We start from the raw sequence: 21,414 nt of genomic DNA, 5'->3' as shown, positions 1-21,414 counted from the left end.
AAAATAGGAGGTGGCAAATGCGGTTGCATTGGCGGAATCTTTGTATTCATTATTTTGTATTGGTTATTGGGCTATGTCATTAATTAGCGATTGCCAAATGAGTCAATTATGATTCCTTTTGAATCAATGCCGTTTGTAAGACTTTCGGATATTTGTAACTCATAAGTAGGTTGAATATCTATCTCAACATAGAGATAGTTATTATATAACTCGGAAAGGGAGCGTTGGGGAACGCTCCCTTTTATTTTGTCTAAATTTTTTTTTATGAGAATGCCAAAAACCACTTCACTATGCTACCACTTCAGAAGATGGTAATAAGAAACCCTATCTACTACGAAATAAACAGAAAATTGCAATACAAATCCAAACATTTATAATTATTGCCAATACCAGTCCATAGGCATCCCCATTTGTAATTGAAATCTTAAATTTAATCCTCATATAATCAGGTAGGAAGCGGCAAATTTATTTTTCTAAGAATTAACAAGCCACTAATTCCCCGTAAGTACTGATAACACTAAGCTCTTCTATTACGAGATAATTAAAGTATAGTTTAGAGTGTTTTTCATGATGATTAAATAATAGTATTTAGTTGGGCTATACTACCCGAAATCATATATTTGCCAGCGCAATTACAAACATCCCCCTAAAGCTCAAGAATTCATCATATAATAAAGTGTAAAAGATTATTAAACTTGTTCAATTTTATTGTTACCATGACGATAACATTCAGGAAAATCTTACAAGAGCTATATTTTAAAAATATCTGGTATGAACTGCAAATCGCAGCCGTAATATCTACCGAATATTTTGTTAAACGATCATCAGAAATAGGGAAATGAAAAACTTCAAGAATTCAGACTGGATTATCCCTGTATCAATAGCAGTACACCTGTTTATTATAAACAGTTTTCTCTATTTTCTAACTCCGGAAACCTACACCAACGTTTACTACATTTTACATTACAATATCTCTTGGTTGCTTATCACGTATGGACTAAGCTATTATACCAGAAAACGTAAAGAAGGTTTCTTTACCAATATTCATAAAGTTATTCAGCTTTATTTGATTTACGGTCTTGCGTACTTTGCTTTATTTGGTATTACCGGAAGGATTTATAAATCTCTGGAACAGCAACTGTTCATCTACCTTATGATATGTGTGGCGCTTACAGCCTACCGGGTGGTGTTCTTTTGGTTGCGAAGAAAATACCGTATGTGGGGTGGTAACTCCGTAAAAGTAGTTGTTTTAGGTCGTGACAAGAATTTAAAGAAAATCAGAAAAGTATTTGATGATTCAGAACTGGGTTACCGTTACATGGGATACTTTGACGATAAAAAATCTAAAAGTCCTACTTTCCTTGGGCCAGTTATGGACTGCTTTCTCTATATTTTAGAAAACGATATAGATGAGATTTACTGTGTAGCCTCTAAATTTAATAGCAAGGAACTTCGTAACCTTATAGATTTTGCTGACAACAACCTTATTCGTGTAAAAATCATACCGGATAATAAGGAAATTTATTCTAGGGGTATGTTCATAGAACTCTATGAAACTGTTCCTGTACTAAACCTTAGAAGAGTACCGTTGGACACGCTTTTTGCGCGTGTGGTAAAACGTACGTTTGACCTCTTCTTTTCATCTTTGGTTATCATCACCATTCTCTCTTGGCTTACACCAATAATGTACATTCTCATTAAATTAGAATCTCCGGGCAACCTCTACTTTAAACAGAAAAGACACGGTCTAAAACGTAAAACTTTTTGGTGTTATAAATTCCGATCTATGGCCCCTTCTGACGATGCTGATTCCAAAATGGCCACTAAAGGCGATATGCGGGTTACACGAGTAGGCAGAATTATTCGCAAAACCAGTTTAGATGAGTTACCACAATTTATAAATGTGTTTCTAGGCGAAATGAGTGTTGTTGGCCCTAGACCACATATGGAGCTACATACTGAGGATTACGAAGTATCTGTAGACAAGTATTTGGTACGTCATTTTGTTAAACCTGGTATTACTGGACTCGCTCAAATAAAAGGATACCGCGGTGAAATTGGAGAAAAGAAAGATATTTTAAACCGTACCAAACTAGATATTTTTTATGTAGAGAAGTGGTCGTTAAAATTAGATATAAAGATTATTGTACAAACTGTCATCAATGCCGTGCGTGGTGAAGAGAATGCATATTAAAGGAATACTATAAACCTATAAAAATAACGTAAATGTTAAATTTCATATTCTTATTAAAAGAATTTAAAAATTCATTTTTAGAATTTAAAAAGTAGAATAATTTACATTAAATCAATAGGTTATAGGAAAATAAAGCAAATTAGGAATCAATACTATAGCCTTGGCTTTTAAAAGATATCTAAAAGTTTTCGGTGTACAAAAAATGCCTTTTCTTGTATTAATTTAATATAAAGCAACAAATTTAAAATTACCAATAGCAATCATAAAACAAACTGGAAGGAGGGCAAACAAACAATCATCGCTCTTCTTATTCAAGCAACTTAAAGATTTACATTAAACGGATTTCATCATATGGAACAGACAAATATTACCAAACTCATCTCAAAGTACTTAAAAAAATGGCCTCTTTTTGCCATAGGTTTAGTGGTCTGCTTGGCAGCTGTATTTCTCTACTTACGATACAAAGCTGAAACCCAATTTGAAATAACCAGTACTCTTCTTGTGAAAAATCAAGATGCAGGGCAAGGCTCCGTGAAATCACAAAACATAAAAGACCTGGGCCTTATTAAAAGTAATACGAATGTTGAAGATGAGATAGGCATTTTAAGATCTACTGGTTTAATGGAAAAGGTTATTACAGACCGCTCTTTAAACATCAACTATTATATTGAAGGCAAAATTCGTGATGTTGAGATTTATGGAGAGGATGTACCAATTGAAATTTTGGTAGATGAAACGGCTAAAGATTTAGTTTATGATCTTCCTATCTACATCACATTCATTAACGACACCGAATATGAATTGGAAACTACGGTAAAGAGTGAAAGTTACAAAACGCAACATAATTACGGTGATCTTGTTACCGCACCCTTTGGAACCTTCACCATTAACGCAAAAGAAGCTTCCGAATATGAAGACAATGGGAAGCCATTTTACTTTACCATTCTTGATACTGACCGAGTAATAGGTGACTTTCTAGAGAATCTTAGCATAGACCTTATAAATCTTGATGGAAATTTATTAGGTATCCGTTTCTTGAGTATTAACAAGAAAAAAGGTGAAGATGTAGTTGCGGGTCTTATCGAGACTTATGTGGAGGAGATGATTAAATATGAAAATGAACTCGCCGAGAACACGATTAAAATGATTGATAATCGGTTAAAGTTACTATCTGGCGAAATTGAAGGTGTAGAAAAATCTGTTGAGAAATTTAAAACTAGTAATGACCCTACCAACGTCACTGACAATGCAGGGCTTTATATTGCTCAAGCCAATGATTACAAAAAGTTAATTTCAGACTACCAGACTGAAATCAATGTAATCAACTCTATAGAAATGTACCTTCAGCAAGGAAACCCAGATACGCCAATTCCAGCATCTTTAAGTGCAAATGACCCTTCTTTGACAGGTATGATTGACCAGTACAATGAAACTTTATTGCAAAAAGGACAAATGGCCCAATCTGCTTCTAGTGCCAACCCTATTATTGTTAATTTAGACCGAACATTAAATGACTTAGGAAAGGCTATTGTTGAAAATGTACGGAGCGCCAAAAACAGGTTATTGATTGCGCAGCGCAATCAGCAATCTAATGCGAATAAATATCAAGCACAGATTGCCAAAGTACCTTCTATGGAGCGACAATTGGTTGATATTAGCCGTGATAAAAGCACCAAAGAAGGACTTTATCTATATCTCTTGCAAAAACGTGAAGAAGAAGTCCTATCGTTAGCAGCACCTGTTTCTTCTACAAGAATAGTTAGTCTCCCAAAAGCAGGGAATTTTCCCGTTAGCCCTAACAAAACAGCTATGTATTTAGGCGGCTTACTTATTGGGTTATTCTTGCCGTTTTCTTTGATTTATACCAAAGACTTATTAAATAATAAAATTACTTCAATAGAGAATTTATCTAATTTAATTTCTGCTCCTATTTTGGGAGAAATAGCGAGAAGCAAAGATGGGGGATTGATAGCAACCAAGGGCTACAGCAGAACTCCATCAGCAGAATTGTTTCGGTTACTCTGTTTCAATTTAGAATATCTTAAAAAGACCAATAAGAATCAAACGTTATTAGTTACGTCAACGGTTCAAGGCGAAGGAAAAACATTTATTACCTCAAATCTAGCGATTACTTTGGCTTCTAATGGTGAACGTGTAATAGTGCTATCCTTCGATTTAAGAATGCCACAGCTAATGAAAACTTTTGATTTGCCAGACACTCCTGGATTGACAGATTTTATAGTACAGAAAGAGCTAACTATAACAGACATCATCCAAAAACACCCCACCATCGACAACCTGTCACTTATAGGCGCTGGTACTGAGGTCAATCAAGTAGGCCGCTTAATGTTGAGCGAAAGAATAGAACTACTTATCAATCAACTAAAAAAAGATTTTGACCGCATCATAATTGATACCCCTCCTATTGGAGTTATATCAGATGCTTTTGCTTTAAATGCATATATAGATGGTACCATTTACGTAGTTCGAAAAAATGTAACAAAAAGTGAACATGCTAAAACCATTGAATCAATTCATAAAAATGGAAAGCTACGAAATACAATGGTCTTATTAAATGACACCAACGCAGCACAGGTGTATGGTTACGGACCTAAAATCAACGATTAACAATTTCTCTAACACATGTCTCTAAAAAAAAGGGTATTAAGCAATGGACTAGCTTCTGTTTTCCAAAAAGGGATTCGGGTACTTGAACAATTGTTTTTAGTTCCATTTTTTATATCGGCCTGGGGAGCAGCCTATTACGGAGAATGGTTAACGCTTACTATAATACCTAGTGTCATTGCATTTTCTAATCTAGGTTTTGGCTCAGCTGCAGCTAACAGCTTTGTTTTAAGCTATGCTGCCGGCCGCAAACAAGAGGCTGCTAACATTAGTAAAACAGGTATTTATATTATCTCTATTATGGTTCTGGTAGCCATGTTGATTAGTATTGTTGCTGTTTTGACCTTGGATTACTTTCATGTTTTCGATAAATCACTGATTGACAGTCAAGAAGCAATCTTAGCGGTTTCTATTCTTATTTTTGCTCAATTATTAACATTTTACCTTCAATTGATTGAAGCGTATTACCGTGCAGCTGAAAAAGCTGCTCTGAGCATTAATTTAATTACCTCTAAAGCAGCCGCTAATTTAGGAGCAGGGCTGTTAGTTTTACTGCTAGGCTATGGCATTGTAGAATTCGCCATTTCCCAACTTCTGGTCATGTTGGTTTTTATGATTATATACTGGATTAAAGGTCGCCAGGTTATTGGATTATTTAAAATACACAGCGGTAAAAAGGATAATACTATCTTAAAAGGTATTACTACAAAAGGATTGAGCTATTTGATGTTACCACTTTGGCAAATCATCTATTTTCAAGGTACTACGTTTGTCGTACGGATTGTTTTAGGACCTGAAGCCGTAGCTATTTTCAATACTGTTAGAACTTTGAGTCGTTCCTTTAACCAATTACTATATATGGTTGAACCCACTGTTTTCCCTGAACTTATCAATCAAATTGGAAAAGGAGACTGGAAGACCGCTAAAAAGATTTTCAGGCTATCTATTCTTGGTGTGTTTGCATTATCTGTCGTAGGTTTTGTTTTCTTGGCTTTATTTGGCTTATGGTTTTATCGTATTTGGACGAACAATGAACTAGAAGTACCTGAGGCCATGTGGTACCTCTTCATATCCGGCATGTTACTTAACGCCCTATGGTACACAACAGAAATGGTATTCCGAGCCGTAAATGAGCCTAAAAAAATGGGTTTTTACGGAGTAATAGCAGCTGCTATTTCGGTTTTTCTGACCTATTTACTATCAAAACAAATTGGACTTATTGGCGCTGCATTCGGAGCCGTTTCTCTTGATTTAATATTGGTTTTTCTAGTAATGCCAGAAGGCTGTAAGATTATGCGTATGTCTTTTAAGGAATTAATTATAGATGGATTTACCGACCTAAAGGTGTTTATCATTAATTGGCAAGACAAGCGCCGAGGAATAAAAAAAGAAGGGTAAAATATTTTATGAAAATGAGTAAAAACAACGAGCAGAAATGACGACTGGCAAATATTAACCATCACAACAATTAGCAATATCCTAGTATGTTATTAATTAAATATCTATCACTTATTTTACTTGTACCAGCATTTTTTGTTGGTCGCAAATTGATTAGGAAAGAAGATCTTAACTTTTTTGATTTGATCATAATTTTTAATACACTATATTTTGCTGTCATTCCTCTTAAATCTAGTGAAGCTGTATTTAAAGCTCTTGGGAAAATAACAACGCATACTACCATTTTTGTATTTTTCTATATTCTATTCTTTTTTATTGGTTGTCTCATTGCTAGTAATTTAATTGACAAGAATGAAAATTCACCAATTAACATAACATTTTATCTAAAAAAATTCCCCAAGATTAAAGCTAGTTTAACCTTAAAGGTTATACTTGTGATACTTCCAATATTTTCTATAACGTATTACATACCTCACATGTCTCTTATTGCAGCCTTTGAAGGAATTCAAGAAGCGAATAGGAATATAAGCTACGAACAATCTTCTATGATTCAGTTTTTTGGCACGATATTCAGGCTTGGTTTGGTGATATCAACCGTGCTTTTTGTTCAAAATATTGACGAAAAGAAATATGATTTATTAACCATATCATCAATGATATTGTTTCTAATTAACTTTCTTATGCTGTCTCGCCGAGAACTATTAGAAACTATACTGTTCGTAGGAATAATTATATATAGTTTCAACAGAGCATTAATTAACAAAAAACTTATTTCGTACGCTATACTACTAGGTGCTTTTTTATACTTTGTATATTTTCCTTTTTATAACATAATTCGCCGTACACCCGTTGCATTTAGCATTCAAGCTCCTGTCACCTCAATTCAGAAAATATATGACTATGGGGTAAATAATTTTGGCAATTCAAGCGAGAGTGCAGCAGAGTTAACAGACAGTAGAGCAATTTATCTCTATAGAGCAATATATTGGATTGCTCAAAATGATAGTGACCGGGATATCACTTGGGGAGGAATTACATTAATGGCTATCGATCATGCCATACCTAAAGCAATAAATCCAAATAAAGGTCTTGGATCAGAGAAAATTTTAGAAAAAAGGCAGCATACAAATAAAGACTCTGCCGATTCTATTTTGCTTATTACCCTAGCTGATTTTTCTATGCTTGGCTCCGTAATAGCAGTTCTAATTTATTTTTTAATCTATAAGCTTTGGTTCTTTATATCCAAAAGCTCGGAGTTTTTTTTCGGCAAAACCATGGTATCCCTCTATGTGGTCTATTTTCTATTTAATCTATCATTTGGAACAGAAAAAAGATTAGACGCCATTTTAGCAGATACTGTAGCCTATTGCTTAGCAATTGCCATAATAATATTAGTTCACAAAATGAATTTTCTGAAGATATTAAACGGCAATGAAACCACAAATAATTTACTATAATGGGGGAACTAAAAAAAAGAGAATTCGGCCGGCTAAAAATTTTAGATAGCATTAGAGGAATTGCTGCACTAGTTGTTTTATACCACCATATTTTTAAATTAAACAAAGCTGTTTTTAAAAGTTATTTCAGTGATATCTCTTTTGGAATTTTTGATTTTATATCTGAACTTAACGATGAAGCGGTGTTACTGTTTTTTATCATCTCCGGGTTTTCAATAGGCCTAAGCACGCTTAAACGCCCACTTAATGACAAGAACAGTGTAAATGGTTATTTCTACAGAAGGTTTAAGCGTATCCTCCCCATCTATTGGATAGCTATACTTCTATCATTCTTAGTAGGTCTAAGTTTAAATATTCTTAATCTAGAGGATTTTAGTATTCGTAATCTTTTAGGGAATCTGCTTTTCTTACAAACCAGCAAGGTTATTCCTGAATCATGGATCATACCCTATGGCTTAAATGGTCCTCTATGGTCCCTGTCCTATGAAATGTTTTTCTATCTTCTATTTCCTTTAGTTTATTTTATAAATAAAAAATATTTAAAAAAGGTTGGTCTCTATGCAAAATACGTCTTGCTCATAGCAGCCATTATGATAGGTATAGTAATAAATAAAAAAATTATATTCATACCATATTTCTTGTTTTTAGTCGGTTTTATGACCTGGATTCAGGGTTATATTTCCTCTTATTGCTTCGTTTTGTTAAAGAAGAAGAACACCTTCTTTATGATCAACTTCTTACTGGGACTTCTAATTACAATTGCAAGTACCAAAATACCATCTGATAGTATAAAAATTATAGGAAAAGGAATGCTTTTAAATGGTATTTTCTACTTTACCATGATACTAACTGATGGTTTAAACACACAAAAAATCCAAAAATTTATTGACGTTATTTTTTACAAATTAGGAGAGGGCAGTTACGCCATTTATGCGCTACACTATCCTTTACTCATTTTCTTTCAGGAGAAAGGGATTAGTCTAATTTATCAGTTACTCTTCTTACCTCTTTTTATAGTTTGTTGCTACCATTTAGAAAAACATTCAATCCGATGGAAAATGACATTTTTAGACAGGAATTACCTTAAACTAATCCGGTTTACCGCAAAAAATTAAACCTAGTAAGACACAAGGTATGAGGGACTGAATTAAAACAATTTTTAATCAACCACAACCATTTCAGCTAACCGGCACCAGTAACAATTAGAAAACTATGAAAATTATAATATTATCTCACCCTCTTTTTTTTGGTAGTAAAAGCATGCCTCGCTTTGCAAGCTATCTTTCTGAAGGTATGCAGAAACTTGGTCATTCTGTTGAAGTTGTAAGGCCAAAACCTTACCTCTCTAAACTCCCTCTAAAAGGAGCTGCTAAAAAATGGATAGGGTATGTTGACCAATATGTAATTTTCTCATTATTCCTTTTTTTTAAAACTCGGTTTACGAGTAAAAAGAATCTTTATGTCCTATCAGACCAAGCTTTAGGACTATGGGCACCTATCATTTCCAATAAAGCGCATGTTGTACACTGTCATGATTTTCTAGCTTTTAAGTCGGCTAAAGGTGAGATTAGTGCGAATCCAGTAGGTGCTACAGGAAAGTTATACCAGAAAATGATATATAATGGTTTTAGCAAAGCTGAAAATTTTATTTCGGTTTCAAAAAATACCATGCTGGAATTGGAAGACTTACTTCCAAAGAAACCTCAGATAAGTACGTATGTATATAATGGCTTAAATTCTCTTTTTGAAGTAGGTAGTCAAATAACTGCGCGAGAAAACTTGACAAAGTTTTTAAATGCCTCTATGGCTAATGGCTATTTTCTGCATGTTGGCGGCAATCAGTTCTACAAAAACCGTATTGGATTAATTAAAATTTATAATTGTTGGCGCGATATTTCCACACTAAAAATTCCATTAGTATTGATTGGTAGCGCACCTGACGAGCGTACACAAAAAGAATATGCCAATTCTAAATACAAAAATGATATTATTTTTTCTTCTGGTTTATCAGATGATATGGTGAAGCAGGCTTATCAAGGCGCTTCTGTTTTTGTATTTCCATCTTTAGCAGAAGGATTTGGTTGGCCAATAGCGGAAGCCATGGCCTGCGGTTGTCCCGTGGTAACTACAAATAGTGCTCCTATGAATGAAGTTGGTGGGGAAGCTGCTATTTATATCGAAAATGTAGACAAGTTTGATAACCTAGATTCATGGGCTAAAAGTGCATCCAACATAATAGAAAGCTTCTTGAGCAAAGGAGAAGAAGAACTCCAAAATGCAAAACAAAAGGGGGTAGAAAATGCCTTGAGATATGACAGCACCAAAACTATTGCTGAAATAAATGATATCTACACCAAGGTATATAATTTAAAACATGGGCAGCATGAAAATTCTTAGAGTTATAGAAAGTATGGATCCTTCTTATGGAGGGCCTTGCCAAGGTATTCGTAATTCAATTCCAGAAATGCAGACTTTAGACACAGACAATTCTGTAGTTTCTATTGACGGTGAAGCTACGAAATGGGAGCATCAAGATGATTTTAAGATTTTTAAACTAGGCCCAGGGAAAGGACCATGGGGTTATGCCCCCAAATTAATTGTATGGCTTAAAGAAAACTTATCATCTTACGATGTGGTCATTGTACATGGTCTGTGGCAATATTATGGCTATGCCGTTAGAAAGGGTATAAATTGGCTCAAAAAAGAAAATAAGAAAACTCCTAAGTTTTTCATAATGCCTCACGGCATGCTGGATCCCTATTTCCAAAAAGCTCCAGACCGCAAAATAAAAGCCCTTAGAAATCAACTTTTTTGGAATCTAGTTGAAAAAAACACCCTTAATGAGGCAGACGGTATTTTATTTACTTGCCAAGAAGAATTGGTCTTGGCCCGTGAAACTTTTACCGGCTACCGTCCAAAAAAAGAGATTAATGTAGGTTACGGCATTCTACCTCCTACACTAATAGAAGTAACGGACATTACGGCATTCAAAAAAAAATGTGGTCTATTACCAAATGAAGAGTATCTATTATTTCTAAGCAGGATACACCCCAAGAAAGGTCTTCTTAATCTAATAAAGGCATACGCTACATTTGAAACAACAAAAGATAAATTACCAAAACTGGTTATCGCAGGACCAGGAATGGACTCAGAATTTGGAAAAAGCTTAGATCAAATTGTTCAGAGTAATAATTTCTTAAAGAGCAACATCATATATGCGGGAATGGTTACTGGCAATGCAAAATGGGCGGCTTTTACTGGTGCAAAAGCGTTTGTACTACCAAGCCATCAAGAAAATTTTGGAATAGCCGTTGTAGAGGCATTAGCCTGTAATTGCCCTGTTCTTATTTCAAACAAAGTTAATATTTGGAGAGAAATTGCTGAAGGTGATGGGGGGCTAGTAACGGAAGACACATACGAAGGTACATGCCAGTTACTTGAACAGGCTTCAAAGCTTACGAACGATGAGTTTACCCAAATGCGTAAAAATGCCTACGCAGTTTACCAAAAACATTTTACGGTGGCACAAGCGGCCAAAAGTTTGACCAACAACCTTAAAGCACAGGTCATATGATAGAAGCAACTTCCAAAGTTTCCTTAAAAGATTTTGACGCTTCGGTTGGGTTAGATCGCGGTGCTAGCAGGTTTAAAGAACTATGTTGGTATTTAATTAAGGTAATTTTCTTCCTTAGTGCTCTACCCTATCCAAGCAGTCTAAAAACTAAGCTACTAAGATTATTTGGCGCTAAAATTGGCACCGGTTTAGTCATAAAACCAAGGGTAAATATTCATTTTCCTTGGAAACTTGAAATTGGCAATTATGTATGGATTGGTGAAGAAGCTTTTTTGTTGAATTTTGAAAAATTTACTATTGGGAACAATGTGTGTATCTCCCAACGTAGTTTTTTATGTGGTGGAAATCATGATTATAGAAACCCTGCTATGCCTTACCGTAATGGACCTATAACATTAAAAGATGGGGCATGGGTAGGAGCATCCTGTTTTATTGGTCCTAATGTTATCATTGGTACGGATACTGTAATTACCGTGGGTTCGGTTATCGTTTCAAATCAAGAAGGAAACAACGTAATTACTAAACCCATAGTACCTCAAACTAAGGTTAGGTGGAAATAAAAGCAAAGTGAGTATTAAACGATGTTTTTGTAAAATTTAATTGGATAGGTTAAGGTTCATTACAATTTTAACCATTTTAAAAAATAATGACCCATTAGACTTGTTTCTAATACATCATATAAGAATCTATGAAAAAACGAATACTATACGTAGGATATAACTTCTCGCCAGAACTGACCGGTATAGGTAAGTACAGTGGTGAAATGATGGAATGGCTTGCGCAATCTGGCCACGATTGCTCCGTCATAACAAGTTACCCTTATTATCCACAGTGGGAAGTTCAAGAACCCTATGTAAAAAATAGATACTGGTTCCTAAAAGAGACTACAAATTACCCCAGCGGCGGCCGGCTTACCGTATATCGGTGCCCTATGTATGTACCTAAAAAACCTAGTGGGCTCACACGTATCCTTTCGGATTTTTCATTCTTTGCTTCCGCCCTACTACAACTTATGACATTCTGTTGCAAGAAGAAATATACGTACGTAATTAGCGTTTCACCAACATTTTTAGCCGGTGTTTTAGGTGCATTTTACAAAAAAATTAAAAAAGCGAAACATCTGCATCACATACAAGATTTACAAATTGAAGCCGCTGCAGAATTGGGTATGATCAAATCTGCAACTTTAGTTAAGCTTTTATTTAAAGTTGAAAATTTTGTATTTAAAAACTCGCAGAATATTAGTAGTATCTCAGATGCTATGATAAAACGGATCAGTAAAAAAACAAAACGAGAAGTTACATTTTTACCGAATTGGGCGGATACCGATTTTTTCTACCCGATTCCCAATAACGCTAACTTAAAAGTAAAATTTGGTTTTGAGGAAGATGATACCACAGTTCTATATTCTGGTGGAATTGGCGAAAAACAAGGCCTAGAAAACATATTGTATGCAGCCCAAGCTCTACTGGGGCAACCTAAGGTAAAACTTATTATTTGTGGTTCAGGCCCCTATAAAGAAGTTTTAAAGAAAAAGGCTCAAGAGATGCAGCTCCAAAATGTACATTTTATGCCATTACAGCCCAAAGAAGCTTTTAATGAATTCTTGAACATGGCAGATATTCATTTGGTAATTCAAAAAAAGAACGCAAGTGATTTAGTTATGCCTTCTAAACTCACGACCATTTTAGCTGTTGGAGGTGCTGCATTAGTTACAGCAAATGAAGGAACCGACCTCTATTCTATTGTATCCAAACATGATATGGGTTATTTGATTGAGGCAGAAAATAGAGATGCACTTACTGCAGGAATTATTGACCTAACCCAAAACAAAAATTTATGTTGTATAAAAAGTAACGCTCATAATTATGCCAAAAAATATTTAGATATTAACACCATTATGACGTCTCTAGATAAAAATTTACTATAGTTACTAATTGCACATGTCGTTTACCTTAAATTAACGAATCTGGTCGAGATGTGATTGCAAAAAAAAGAAATATACTATACATTTAACTGACCTTAAGGCTCTTCCCCCTCTTGAGTTACCAGTTACCAGTTACCAGTTACCAGTTACCAGTTACCAGTTACCAAAAAAACCATAGCTTGAAACAAAACAAAATAAACTTGAAAAAGTTTTTGTTCGATTTAAAAACAAAAACTTTAAAGCCTAAAATTCATAGGTCACATTTAAGGGCGGAAAACGAATTGAAATCTGGTCAAATTCAGATACTCAATTTCGAAAAAAGGAAACGTGTAATAAATCATGCTTTTGAGAATACAGCATTTTATAAATCCAAGTATCAAGGTCTAGAAAACCAACTCCACATGACAAATGAGGAGGATTTTCAAAACCTACCTCCAGTTACACGAGATGACTTAGCCCAAAATTTCGAAAAATTTATTGCAGGAAATCCATCTAAAAACACATATAGAAAAGTATCTTCATCTGGCAGTACTGGAAGGCCTATTTCTGTCTTACATGACACCCGCTTTCCCTACACTGTACTCCAATGGCGCATACTAGGCTGGTGGAACATAAAACCGTACGAAAACCAAGCCTTTATCTACCGCTACAAAAGACCTTTCATAAAAAGATTAGGCAATACTATTTTGTGGTGGCCCACCCGACGTATATTTTTAACAGGATCAGAGATGAACCTGCGTAATGTTAAACGTTTTGTAAATCAATTCAATTCATTAAAGCCTACTCTCTTACAAGGTTATGTAGACGTTGTTTATGAATTCGCGCTCTTTTTATTAGATAACGACTTAAAAATACACCCACCAAAAATGGTCTGGGTAACTTCTGCCCCTCTTTTTGAAAATCAAAGAAAAACTATGGAAACCGCATTTGGTGCCCCAGTATGTGATCAATATGGCAATACTGAAGTTTTTACCATAGCAGCAGAATGCCCACAACAGCACGGCCTTCATATCATGCATGACGCCGTACATGTTGAAATTGTGGATGAAAACAACAACCCCGTTCCTGCTGGCACAACAGGTAAAATCCTAATTACAGATTTGCACAACGAAGTATTTCCACTCATCAGATATGAAATTGGAGATAGAGGTAAGTTGTTGGATACCGTCTGTTCCTGTGGTATTCCATTACCCTTAATGGATAATGTAAGAGGTAGACAATCTGTAGTATTGAAAACTCCATCCGGCCTAACTGTCCGCAGTGAGCACTTAACTATTCTTTTTGAAAAATTACTACATACAATTAGAGAGGTACAACTAATTCAAAACAAGGATTATTCAGTAGAACTGCGTTATGTTTTTAATTCAATCGAAAACGTGGAAGACGAAGTTGAAACGATATTGAAGGAACTTAGGATTAAAACAAGGAACGAGATAGCTATTACACCTAACAGAGTAGATGAACTACAAACAAAAAGCAACAAGAAACCGTTGATAATTAGCGAATTGCCTTAAATTAGGATACTATTTATTGTTATATCTATTTTTTTACTAAAGACAAAATATAACTTTCAACGCTTTTTGTTTCTTCCTTTGAAAGTTTATCTTTCCATGCAGGCATTCTATTATTATCTGATCCGTTTTGAATTACTGAAAACATTGCATCTATCCCATTTATCCATTCCTTATCAACCAAACTTGGAGCCATTGCTCCTGTTCCTTTAATACCGTGACACATTTGGCAATTTTGCTGATATATTATTTTTCCTTCTTCTATAGGATTTTTTATTTTATTGCACGTATTTTCATCATAAACAAGCACAGCCTTGCGCCCCCCTTTTTCAATAGGGTGAAATAAGGTAATAGTGCGCTTACCATATTCCGACACATAAATATTTCCTGTATTTTTATCTTCTACCAAATCTAATGGACTAGTATCCAAGGTCAGGCCCATTTTTGTGCCATCATAATCCTGAATAATGTCTTTTTTTTCACCCCCTGGTCTTAGTATAACCAAATCCATATGGCCCATTAGGGCAACAATCAGGCACCCCTTTAGCCTTCCTCCGAAGGTTTCACTGGTATACTCTACAATACCAGTAGGAGCCATATGAGGTCCAAAATCATAGGCAAATCCTCTAAAATTAGCATCAGGCTTAACCCCGTTGTATTCAGAATTATCCAAATCCTCGTCCCCATTATTCAAGACATATTCAGCCCTTAGTGGATTAGGGTGGCCATAATATCCCCCTTTTTCTACTCGCACCATGAAATCATCTTGATCGGGTTGAGCGCCAAATACTGCCGGGATATTATTGGGCCCGGTATATTTTATTTTTGAATATGGTTCAATATAATAAGGCGATTGTTGGTCTGAGGTAGGGGTATTTTCATTACCGCCAGAGCTATTTACAGTTGCATAGAGTTGTCCGTTGCTGTGCCAGACTATGTCATACGCATTTCTAATACCCGTTGCATATATACTTAGGGGCTTATCCTTATCATAAGGGTCATAGCTACCACCGCCGTCATACGTTTTTACATCAATTGGTAAATTAGAAGGTAATTTGCTAGGGTCAAGACACAAAAGCGCTCCGGAAAGTAAAGCTTCTCGGGAAGGTTCTTGATTTTCTTCACAATCACACCATCCCATACCTGTGTTAGCTCCTTGCGCAAAATAAAGCATTCCGTCTGTACCAAAAACAATAGAATTTGGGAAGTTCTCATGATTTGGGCCAAAACAAGGTAGGCTTTTTAGTATATGCTCATTCTCTAAAATCCTGTCAGTTTTCAAATCTAACCGCAAGCGATTCATACTACCAGCCCATTTTGACTTATCAATCTCCTGTTCTGCGTTATGAAAACTTGCCCAACTACTGTTGGTTTCAGAGTATGTATTCCAAACGATTAGACTATCCGCAGTTGACGCTGGGTCAAAAGCTAATCCAATGGTGAGTTTTGATTTCTCTCCAAATGGTTTAAAAATATGTTCTAGCGACAAATCACCATTTGGACGTATCACAAACCGCTTTATTTTACCATCTATAGCACCTGCATACAATTTGTTATCTGGGCCTATTACTAAACTAGTATACTGTCCCTTAACCAAATTACTCAATGCTATTTTTTGGAACATAACATCCTCTAACAAACCGTTAGGAGCTGTTTTATAAAACCGAATCCTTCTTTGTATGTATCTATTTAACCTATTAGGATAAAACGCTAAAAACACAAAACCACATGCCATCGCCAATACCAACAGTGCCTTTAATTTCTTATTCACGCTTTGCTTGTGGTTTAGGGTTGAACTCCATAGATGCTAATTTTATTAAAAAAACAGCACCAATACATTTTCTCCATGTAGCAAATTATAAGGTTGTTTCCCCTTCATATATCTTAGAATCTTAAACATAGGATACCTCTACCCTTATTGCTATTACAAAAATAAATGAACAATGCGAATCAAAGGTTGAAAAGTCAGAGAAATAAAAGCCATTACCAATATACCATTATAGTGCATCTTCAATCCTTAAGTAGACCCAACTTTACTGGCTTTTCTTATCATAAATTTTTATTGAACCTGCTGAACAATGCCTCTATAAGTTGCTAGATTCTAAAAATATATCTCGAGCACATATTGTTAGGGACATTTCAAATATCCTTAAAACGCCCGGTTCGCCGTTGAAAGCTGAGTACTTCTATAGTTAATGTCTAAACAAGGAATAGGCAAACCCTTTGCACAAATGAAGTTTTGGCTTGCAACAACTTTACGTTGAATTGATTACGAGCTCCCTTATTTGTTTCATTAAAAACAAATTATTTTAAGATAGTCTATAAGTAAGTACAACTGGCAAAATTCAACTTATAGGCTACATCTAATTGATTTAAAATTTTCTTTCTAATTCAATACTTATTTTAATTTTTCCTTTATTGTTAAAATTACCATCTCCAAAAAGGTAAATTCGTTGTTCTAATGATGTAGAGTTTCCTATTTCCTCTTGTACTATTTCGCCAGTAGAACTAGATACTTTATTTAAAATATTATCTTTTTTACCTGCACTGGAGCCCACCGACACAGTAATGCCATTTGTGAGACTTTCTATGGTTTCTGCTTCAATATGCAAAATTGAAAAACCATGAGGTATCTGCATTTGCATCTGATGAACATCACCATTGCCTAATTCTACAATTTCCGTTCTAGACCAATTGATTTTTTTTGTTCCACTTTCTTCTTGAATAATAAAATCATGGTCAATATCAATTATTTTAGCAAAATTTGAGTTCAAGTTACTATCGCTTAGGAAGGTTAAATTCATGTTTTGATTTAATGTGCCTTCACTAAAATTCCTCCACCCTGTTACTTCTACATCGTAAAAATTGTTGGTACCATTGTTACTTGTATTTTCATCTAAAAAAATTAAACCAAGATAATCTTTGGTTGCTGTATGTTTCTCTATGTGTAACCCAGAATTTTTTATTGAATTATTAGACCCGAAAATAGAAAAAGGTCCATTGGTATTGATACTTGATTCATTTACGTAAAGCTGGAGATTGTCAATGCTTACATAATCTCCGTAAGAAATATCTATAGGATATATTTTACATTCAGGAGCGTTATCCTTAAGAGTGATGTTGCTGAAAGAGACATTCTCCAAAACTCCAACAAATCGTAATGATACAAACCGCATACTTATGTCAAAAATTTGAGAATCGTACTCCGCATAGATGTTATTAAAACTACTATTACTTAAATCTCCTAAGTCCGCAAAACCATCTCTTCTATACGATTTATAATCATCTACTTTTACATTATCAATATCCTCTACCAGTTTTAATGAATTACAATAACCAATATTTACTCCAGTTAATCCTCTTACCTTTTCAGTACCTACATATTCTCCATAATCATAGGTTTTGGTTATTATTATATTTTTAGATTTTAACTTTTTAGCATCATCATGGTTAAGATAGATTAAATGAGGAGGAGGGAAGTCATAATCCTTTCCATTAAACATACCAATATAGTTTCCATCAGCATTTTGTGCATCTGAATATCTATGAGATTTCATACCTTTTGAAACGAAGGTATCCACTATACCTTGGACCCCCATAATAACACCATCTAACGTAACATTCTCTAAGTTAATGTTTTTAGGAATTTTTGTCGGCTCTGCTTCGTTTATAATTTTTTGATTTGGGATATATTCTTCCTTCAGCTTAATGGCCATCTGGATAAATTTATCCGCTGTTTCTCCTTTTGCAATAAATTTCACATTTTTAATATCAATATTCTCTCCTCCATCAATAACAAAGGTTGAGCGAAAGAGAATTGGGCCACGCCAGATTGGATTTACACCATTAAAAACAATATTATGGCTATCCGTAAGATAACCTCTTAATTGCTTAATATTAAGGGTGTTACTATCATATGACCATCCAAAAGAAGCATCATACTTCTGATCATACAAAAAGGTAACATTCGTGATAGTAATGTTTTTGGTCAAAGCCATATAAAATGCCGGAGACAGCAAATTATTAATTCTAATATGAGCTTCGTTAGCTCCTTCTAACCAGGTGTTATCTGCCAGAAAAATAGACTTCTTACCAGTTTCCTCAAGATCAAGAAACATATTTCTATCCACCAAAACCTTAGCTCCAATGTTTTCAGCTTGATCCAAGGTTTCAACAAAGTCTTCACGATCATCTGTTGCATCATCCATTGCTGCACCAAACCATTGCGGTTTTAAATATTCGCTTTTAAAAGACCCTTCTAAGGTTAACTCTTCAAAAAGTTGACTTTCCTTATTAGTTTCTATAATGCTCTCATCACCACGCACGGTTCCATTTTCTAAAATGCCTCCATTAAAACGCATGGTAACATTTTCTGGTAAAATAATTGTTTGACCTGCAAGATCAAAGTCAAAGCGTATCTCCCAAACAGAATCACTATAGTCCGTTGGTATATTTTCCCAATCAAAATCTTGTGGTATAATACGCACCAAACTACTTTCTTCCTCTATCTGTTGAGGCTCAAGTGCCTTTGGCGTATCTAAACTATATTGATAATTCTGTGCGCTTAAAGAAGACACCAACAATAAAAAGAGAAATTTTAAATACTTCATTGACCTGAAATTATATAGGCGTTAGTTCCTGATTTTCGCAACAATCCAAAACGTACATTACCGCTTGCGCTTTCAAAATTGGCAGTACCACCATCAGTATAATTCAAAGATACACCACTAGCTGCTTTTACGGTAAGGGAAGCACCATTATGAGCCTCTAAATTAACAGTCTCGCCAACTTTCATGTTAGAGAAACCAGAAGGTAGGGTAACAGTGGCAGTTTTAGTACATTCTAATGTATTACCAACATCACTAGTGGCAATATTACGTGTAGACTCAAACGAAATTATAGTAGCATCCTTCTCCACCGGTGCACTTGCCGTAGCTCCTGTAATATTTTCTGCATATTTAGCATAGAGCGCATAAGGCACACTTAATAGCTGACTAACTCCTATAATAGAATAATTACTACCACCATTAGGGTCTACTTGTGTTTCTATAAAGAAAGGACCATTACTCCATGGTATGTCTTTAAAAGTACCCGAAATACGGTTACCAGCGCCAATCTCTAAACTTACCAGACCGTTGGCATTAGTAGTAGCCGAATGCGATTCTTCATACGCACTGGTACCATTTACACTGCCTTGGCGGACAATAATTTTTAAATTTACCGGTGCATCTAACACCAGACTGTTATCACTAGAGCGAATGATGGCCTGATAGCTCATTTTTTCTGGAGCCTGCGCCGATATTTCCAATACGGCGAGTAGCATAAAAGCAAATAGTACTTTTAATTTCATAGCGTTACTTTTTTAAAATTTTTAATGTTTTGAATATTTGGTTTGTCATAAATACTTTGAGCAAATACGTTGCTGGCTTCAATTGAGAAATCATAACTTTAGTATTTTCACTTGTAATTTGGCCATCTGTAATTAACCTACCCTGATAATCAAAAAGCTGATACCAAGCACGTTCGCTTTCATAATTTTTAATGCCGATTGAAAATCCTTCTACCACCGGATTGGGGTAAGTTACAATTTCAACTTCATCCGCTTCCTGAAGCGAATGATTTAGAATATCTCGCCCTACAATGGGCTGGCTGTTACTAATAATTATTGTGTTTTCACTACTATTTTGAATTTCTTCTTCTAAAGACTGTTCTTCTGAAACCGGTGTTTCCTGATCTACAAGTAAGTCTGGAGTATCAATTGCCTCCTCAACAACTTCTTCCTCTTCTTCAACGATAACCTCTTCTTCCTGTGCTTCCGGAGTTGGCTCTGGTTCCAAAACTGGCGATTCTTCTTCTATTATCGGTTCTGAAGTATCAGGGGTTTCCTCTGGAACAGCTTCCTCCTCTTCTTCAACGGCAACCTCTTCTTGTGCTTCGGGAATTGGCTCTAGCTCAGAAACTGGTGTTTCTTCCTCTATAATCGGATCAGGAGTTTCCTCTGGAACAACTTCTTCGTCTTCTACTATAACTTCTTCTTCCTGTGCTTCCGGAGTTGGCTCTGGTTCAGAAACCGGAGTTTCTTCCTCTACTATCGGTTCTGGAACATCAGGTATTTCCTCTGGTATTACTTCTTCTTCCTCTTCTACGCTAACTTCTTCAGGTGTTTCGGGAGTTGGTTCTGGTTCGGAAACTGGCGATTCTTCTTCTACAATCGGTTCTGGAGTATCAGGTATTTCCTCTGGAATAACTTTTTCCTCCTCTTCTACTATAACTTCTTCTTCAGGTGCTTCGGGAATTGGCTCTGGTTCGGAAACTGGAGTTTCTTCTTCTATAATCGGCTCAGGAATATCAACCGTTTCCTCTGGTACAGCTTCTGCCTCTTCTTCAACACTAACTTCTTCAGGTGTTTCGGGAATTGGTTCTGGTTCGAAAACTGGAATATCCTCTTCTACAACCGGTTCAGGGGTTTCCTCTGGAACAACTTCCTCCTCTTCTTCAACGATAGCTTCTTCTGATGCTTCGGGAGTTAGTTCTGGTTCGGAAACTGGAGTTTCTTCCTCTACTATCGGTTCTGGAACATCAGGTATTTCCTCTGGTATTACTTCTTCTTCCTCTTCTACGGTAACCTCTTCTTGTGCTTCGGGAATTGGCTCTGGTTCGGAAACTGGAGTTTCTTCCTCTACTATCGGTTCTGGAACATCAGGTATTTCCTCTGGTATTACTTCTTC

14 protein-coding genes are annotated in these 21,414 nt (G+C 35.5%); 10 read left to right on the top strand and 4 right to left on the bottom strand.

Going from position 1 to position 21,414, the window contains the following annotated elements; genetic code table 11:
- Nucleotides 1–838 precede the first annotated feature (838 nt).
- The 10 genes from ACSHW7_RS15740 to ACSHW7_RS15695 all read left to right on the top strand — a co-directional run bounded on the left by ACSHW7_RS15740 (nucleotide 839) and on the right by ACSHW7_RS15695 (nucleotide 14,689).
- Nucleotides 839–2,194: an exopolysaccharide biosynthesis polyprenyl glycosylphosphotransferase gene (locus ACSHW7_RS15740; protein ID WP_435680324.1), complete on the top strand. Its 1,356-nt coding sequence runs from the start codon at nucleotides 839–841 to the stop codon at nucleotides 2,192–2,194.
- Between the two features lie 351 nt (nucleotides 2,195–2,545).
- Nucleotides 2,546–4,822, top strand: a complete 2,277-nt coding sequence (locus ACSHW7_RS15735) for a GumC family protein (protein WP_435680323.1) — start codon at nucleotides 2,546–2,548, stop codon at nucleotides 4,820–4,822.
- A gap of 15 nt (nucleotides 4,823–4,837) precedes the next feature.
- Nucleotides 4,838–6,217: a lipopolysaccharide biosynthesis protein gene (locus tag ACSHW7_RS15730; RefSeq protein ID WP_435680322.1), complete on the top strand. Its 1,380-nt coding sequence runs from the start codon at nucleotides 4,838–4,840 to the stop codon at nucleotides 6,215–6,217.
- Between the two features lie 86 nt (nucleotides 6,218–6,303).
- Nucleotides 6,304–7,674 (top strand): hypothetical protein, encoded by a 1,371-nt coding sequence (locus ACSHW7_RS15725; RefSeq protein ID WP_435680321.1) that lies wholly within the window; start codon nucleotides 6,304–6,306, stop codon nucleotides 7,672–7,674.
- Nucleotides 7,674–8,789: an acyltransferase family protein gene (locus ACSHW7_RS15720; RefSeq protein WP_435680320.1), complete on the top strand. Its 1,116-nt coding sequence runs from the start codon at nucleotides 7,674–7,676 to the stop codon at nucleotides 8,787–8,789. Before ACSHW7_RS15725 ends, ACSHW7_RS15720 begins: the two co-directional genes overlap by 1 nt.
- A gap of 97 nt (nucleotides 8,790–8,886) precedes the next feature.
- A complete protein-coding gene (locus ACSHW7_RS15715) occupies nucleotides 8,887–10,071 on the top strand; it encodes a glycosyltransferase (RefSeq protein ID WP_435680319.1) in 1,185 nt (394 codons plus the stop codon).
- Nucleotides 10,058–11,248, top strand: a complete 1,191-nt coding sequence (locus ACSHW7_RS15710; protein WP_435680318.1) for a glycosyltransferase — start codon at nucleotides 10,058–10,060, stop codon at nucleotides 11,246–11,248. Before ACSHW7_RS15715 ends, ACSHW7_RS15710 begins: the two co-directional genes overlap by 14 nt.
- Nucleotides 11,245–11,808, top strand: a complete 564-nt coding sequence (locus ACSHW7_RS15705; protein ID WP_435680317.1) for a WcaF family extracellular polysaccharide biosynthesis acetyltransferase — start codon at nucleotides 11,245–11,247, stop codon at nucleotides 11,806–11,808. The genes ACSHW7_RS15710 and ACSHW7_RS15705 overlap by 4 nt, the downstream gene beginning before the upstream one ends.
- A gap of 128 nt (nucleotides 11,809–11,936) precedes the next feature.
- Nucleotides 11,937–13,178, top strand: a complete 1,242-nt coding sequence (locus ACSHW7_RS15700) for a WcaI family glycosyltransferase (protein ID WP_435680316.1) — start codon at nucleotides 11,937–11,939, stop codon at nucleotides 13,176–13,178.
- A gap of 197 nt (nucleotides 13,179–13,375) precedes the next feature.
- Nucleotides 13,376–14,689 carry a phenylacetate--CoA ligase family protein gene (locus tag ACSHW7_RS15695; RefSeq protein WP_435680315.1) on the top strand — a complete coding sequence of 438 codons (1,314 nt, stop codon included), beginning with the start codon at nucleotides 13,376–13,378 and terminating at the stop codon, nucleotides 14,687–14,689.
- Nucleotides 14,690–14,714: 25 nt separating this feature from the next.
- Here the strand turns inward: ACSHW7_RS15695 and ACSHW7_RS15690 are convergent, their stop codons facing one another.
- The 4 genes from ACSHW7_RS15690 to ACSHW7_RS15675 form a co-directional block, all read right to left on the bottom strand.
- Nucleotides 14,715–16,457 carry a c-type cytochrome gene (locus ACSHW7_RS15690; protein ID WP_435680314.1) on the bottom strand — a complete coding sequence of 581 codons (1,743 nt, stop codon included), beginning with the start codon at nucleotides 16,455–16,457 and terminating at the stop codon, nucleotides 14,715–14,717.
- A 601-nt stretch (nucleotides 16,458–17,058) separates the two neighbouring features.
- Nucleotides 17,059–19,296, bottom strand: coding sequence for a hypothetical protein (locus ACSHW7_RS15685; RefSeq protein WP_435680313.1), 2,238 nt, complete (start codon nucleotides 19,294–19,296; stop codon nucleotides 17,059–17,061).
- On the bottom strand, nucleotides 19,293–20,036 hold the full coding sequence (locus ACSHW7_RS15680; protein WP_435680312.1) for a hypothetical protein: 744 nt from the start codon (nucleotides 20,034–20,036) through the stop codon (nucleotides 19,293–19,295). The genes ACSHW7_RS15685 and ACSHW7_RS15680 overlap by 4 nt, the downstream gene beginning before the upstream one ends.
- Nucleotides 20,037–20,040: 4 nt before the next feature.
- On the bottom strand, nucleotides 20,041–21,414 hold a 1,374-nt coding region (locus ACSHW7_RS15675; RefSeq protein ID WP_435680311.1), incomplete at its 5' end, for a T9SS type A sorting domain-containing protein.

It is taken from the genome of Patiriisocius sp. (assembly GCF_051252435.1).
Taxonomy (GTDB): domain Bacteria; phylum Bacteroidota; class Bacteroidia; order Flavobacteriales; family Flavobacteriaceae; genus Patiriisocius.
This window is presented reverse-complemented; position numbering and strand designations above follow the sequence as displayed.

What these genes read in the sequence shown, in the direction of transcription:
- ACSHW7_RS15740 (WP_435680324.1), top strand. Translation starts at nt 839, where the DNA reads ATGAAAAACTTCAAGAATTCAGACTGGATTATCCCTGTATCAATAGCA.
- ACSHW7_RS15735 (WP_435680323.1), top strand. Translation starts at nt 2,546, where the DNA reads ATGGAACAGACAAATATTACCAAACTCATCTCAAAGTACTTAAAAAAA.
- ACSHW7_RS15730 (WP_435680322.1), top strand. Translation starts at nt 4,838, where the DNA reads ATGTCTCTAAAAAAAAGGGTATTAAGCAATGGACTAGCTTCTGTTTTC.
- ACSHW7_RS15725 (WP_435680321.1), top strand. Translation starts at nt 6,304, where the DNA reads ATGTTATTAATTAAATATCTATCACTTATTTTACTTGTACCAGCATTT.
- ACSHW7_RS15720 (WP_435680320.1), top strand. Translation starts at nt 7,674, where the DNA reads ATGGGGGAACTAAAAAAAAGAGAATTCGGCCGGCTAAAAATTTTAGAT.
- ACSHW7_RS15715 (WP_435680319.1), top strand. Translation starts at nt 8,887, where the DNA reads ATGAAAATTATAATATTATCTCACCCTCTTTTTTTTGGTAGTAAAAGC.
- ACSHW7_RS15710 (WP_435680318.1), top strand. Translation starts at nt 10,058, where the DNA reads ATGAAAATTCTTAGAGTTATAGAAAGTATGGATCCTTCTTATGGAGGG.
- ACSHW7_RS15705 (WP_435680317.1), top strand. Translation starts at nt 11,245, where the DNA reads ATGATAGAAGCAACTTCCAAAGTTTCCTTAAAAGATTTTGACGCTTCG.
- ACSHW7_RS15700 (WP_435680316.1), top strand. Translation starts at nt 11,937, where the DNA reads ATGAAAAAACGAATACTATACGTAGGATATAACTTCTCGCCAGAACTG.
- ACSHW7_RS15685 (WP_435680313.1), bottom strand. Translation starts at nt 19,296, where the DNA reads ATGAAGTATTTAAAATTTCTCTTTTTATTGTTGGTGTCTTCTTTAAGC.
- ACSHW7_RS15680 (WP_435680312.1), bottom strand. Translation starts at nt 20,036, where the DNA reads ATGAAATTAAAAGTACTATTTGCTTTTATGCTACTCGCCGTATTGGAA.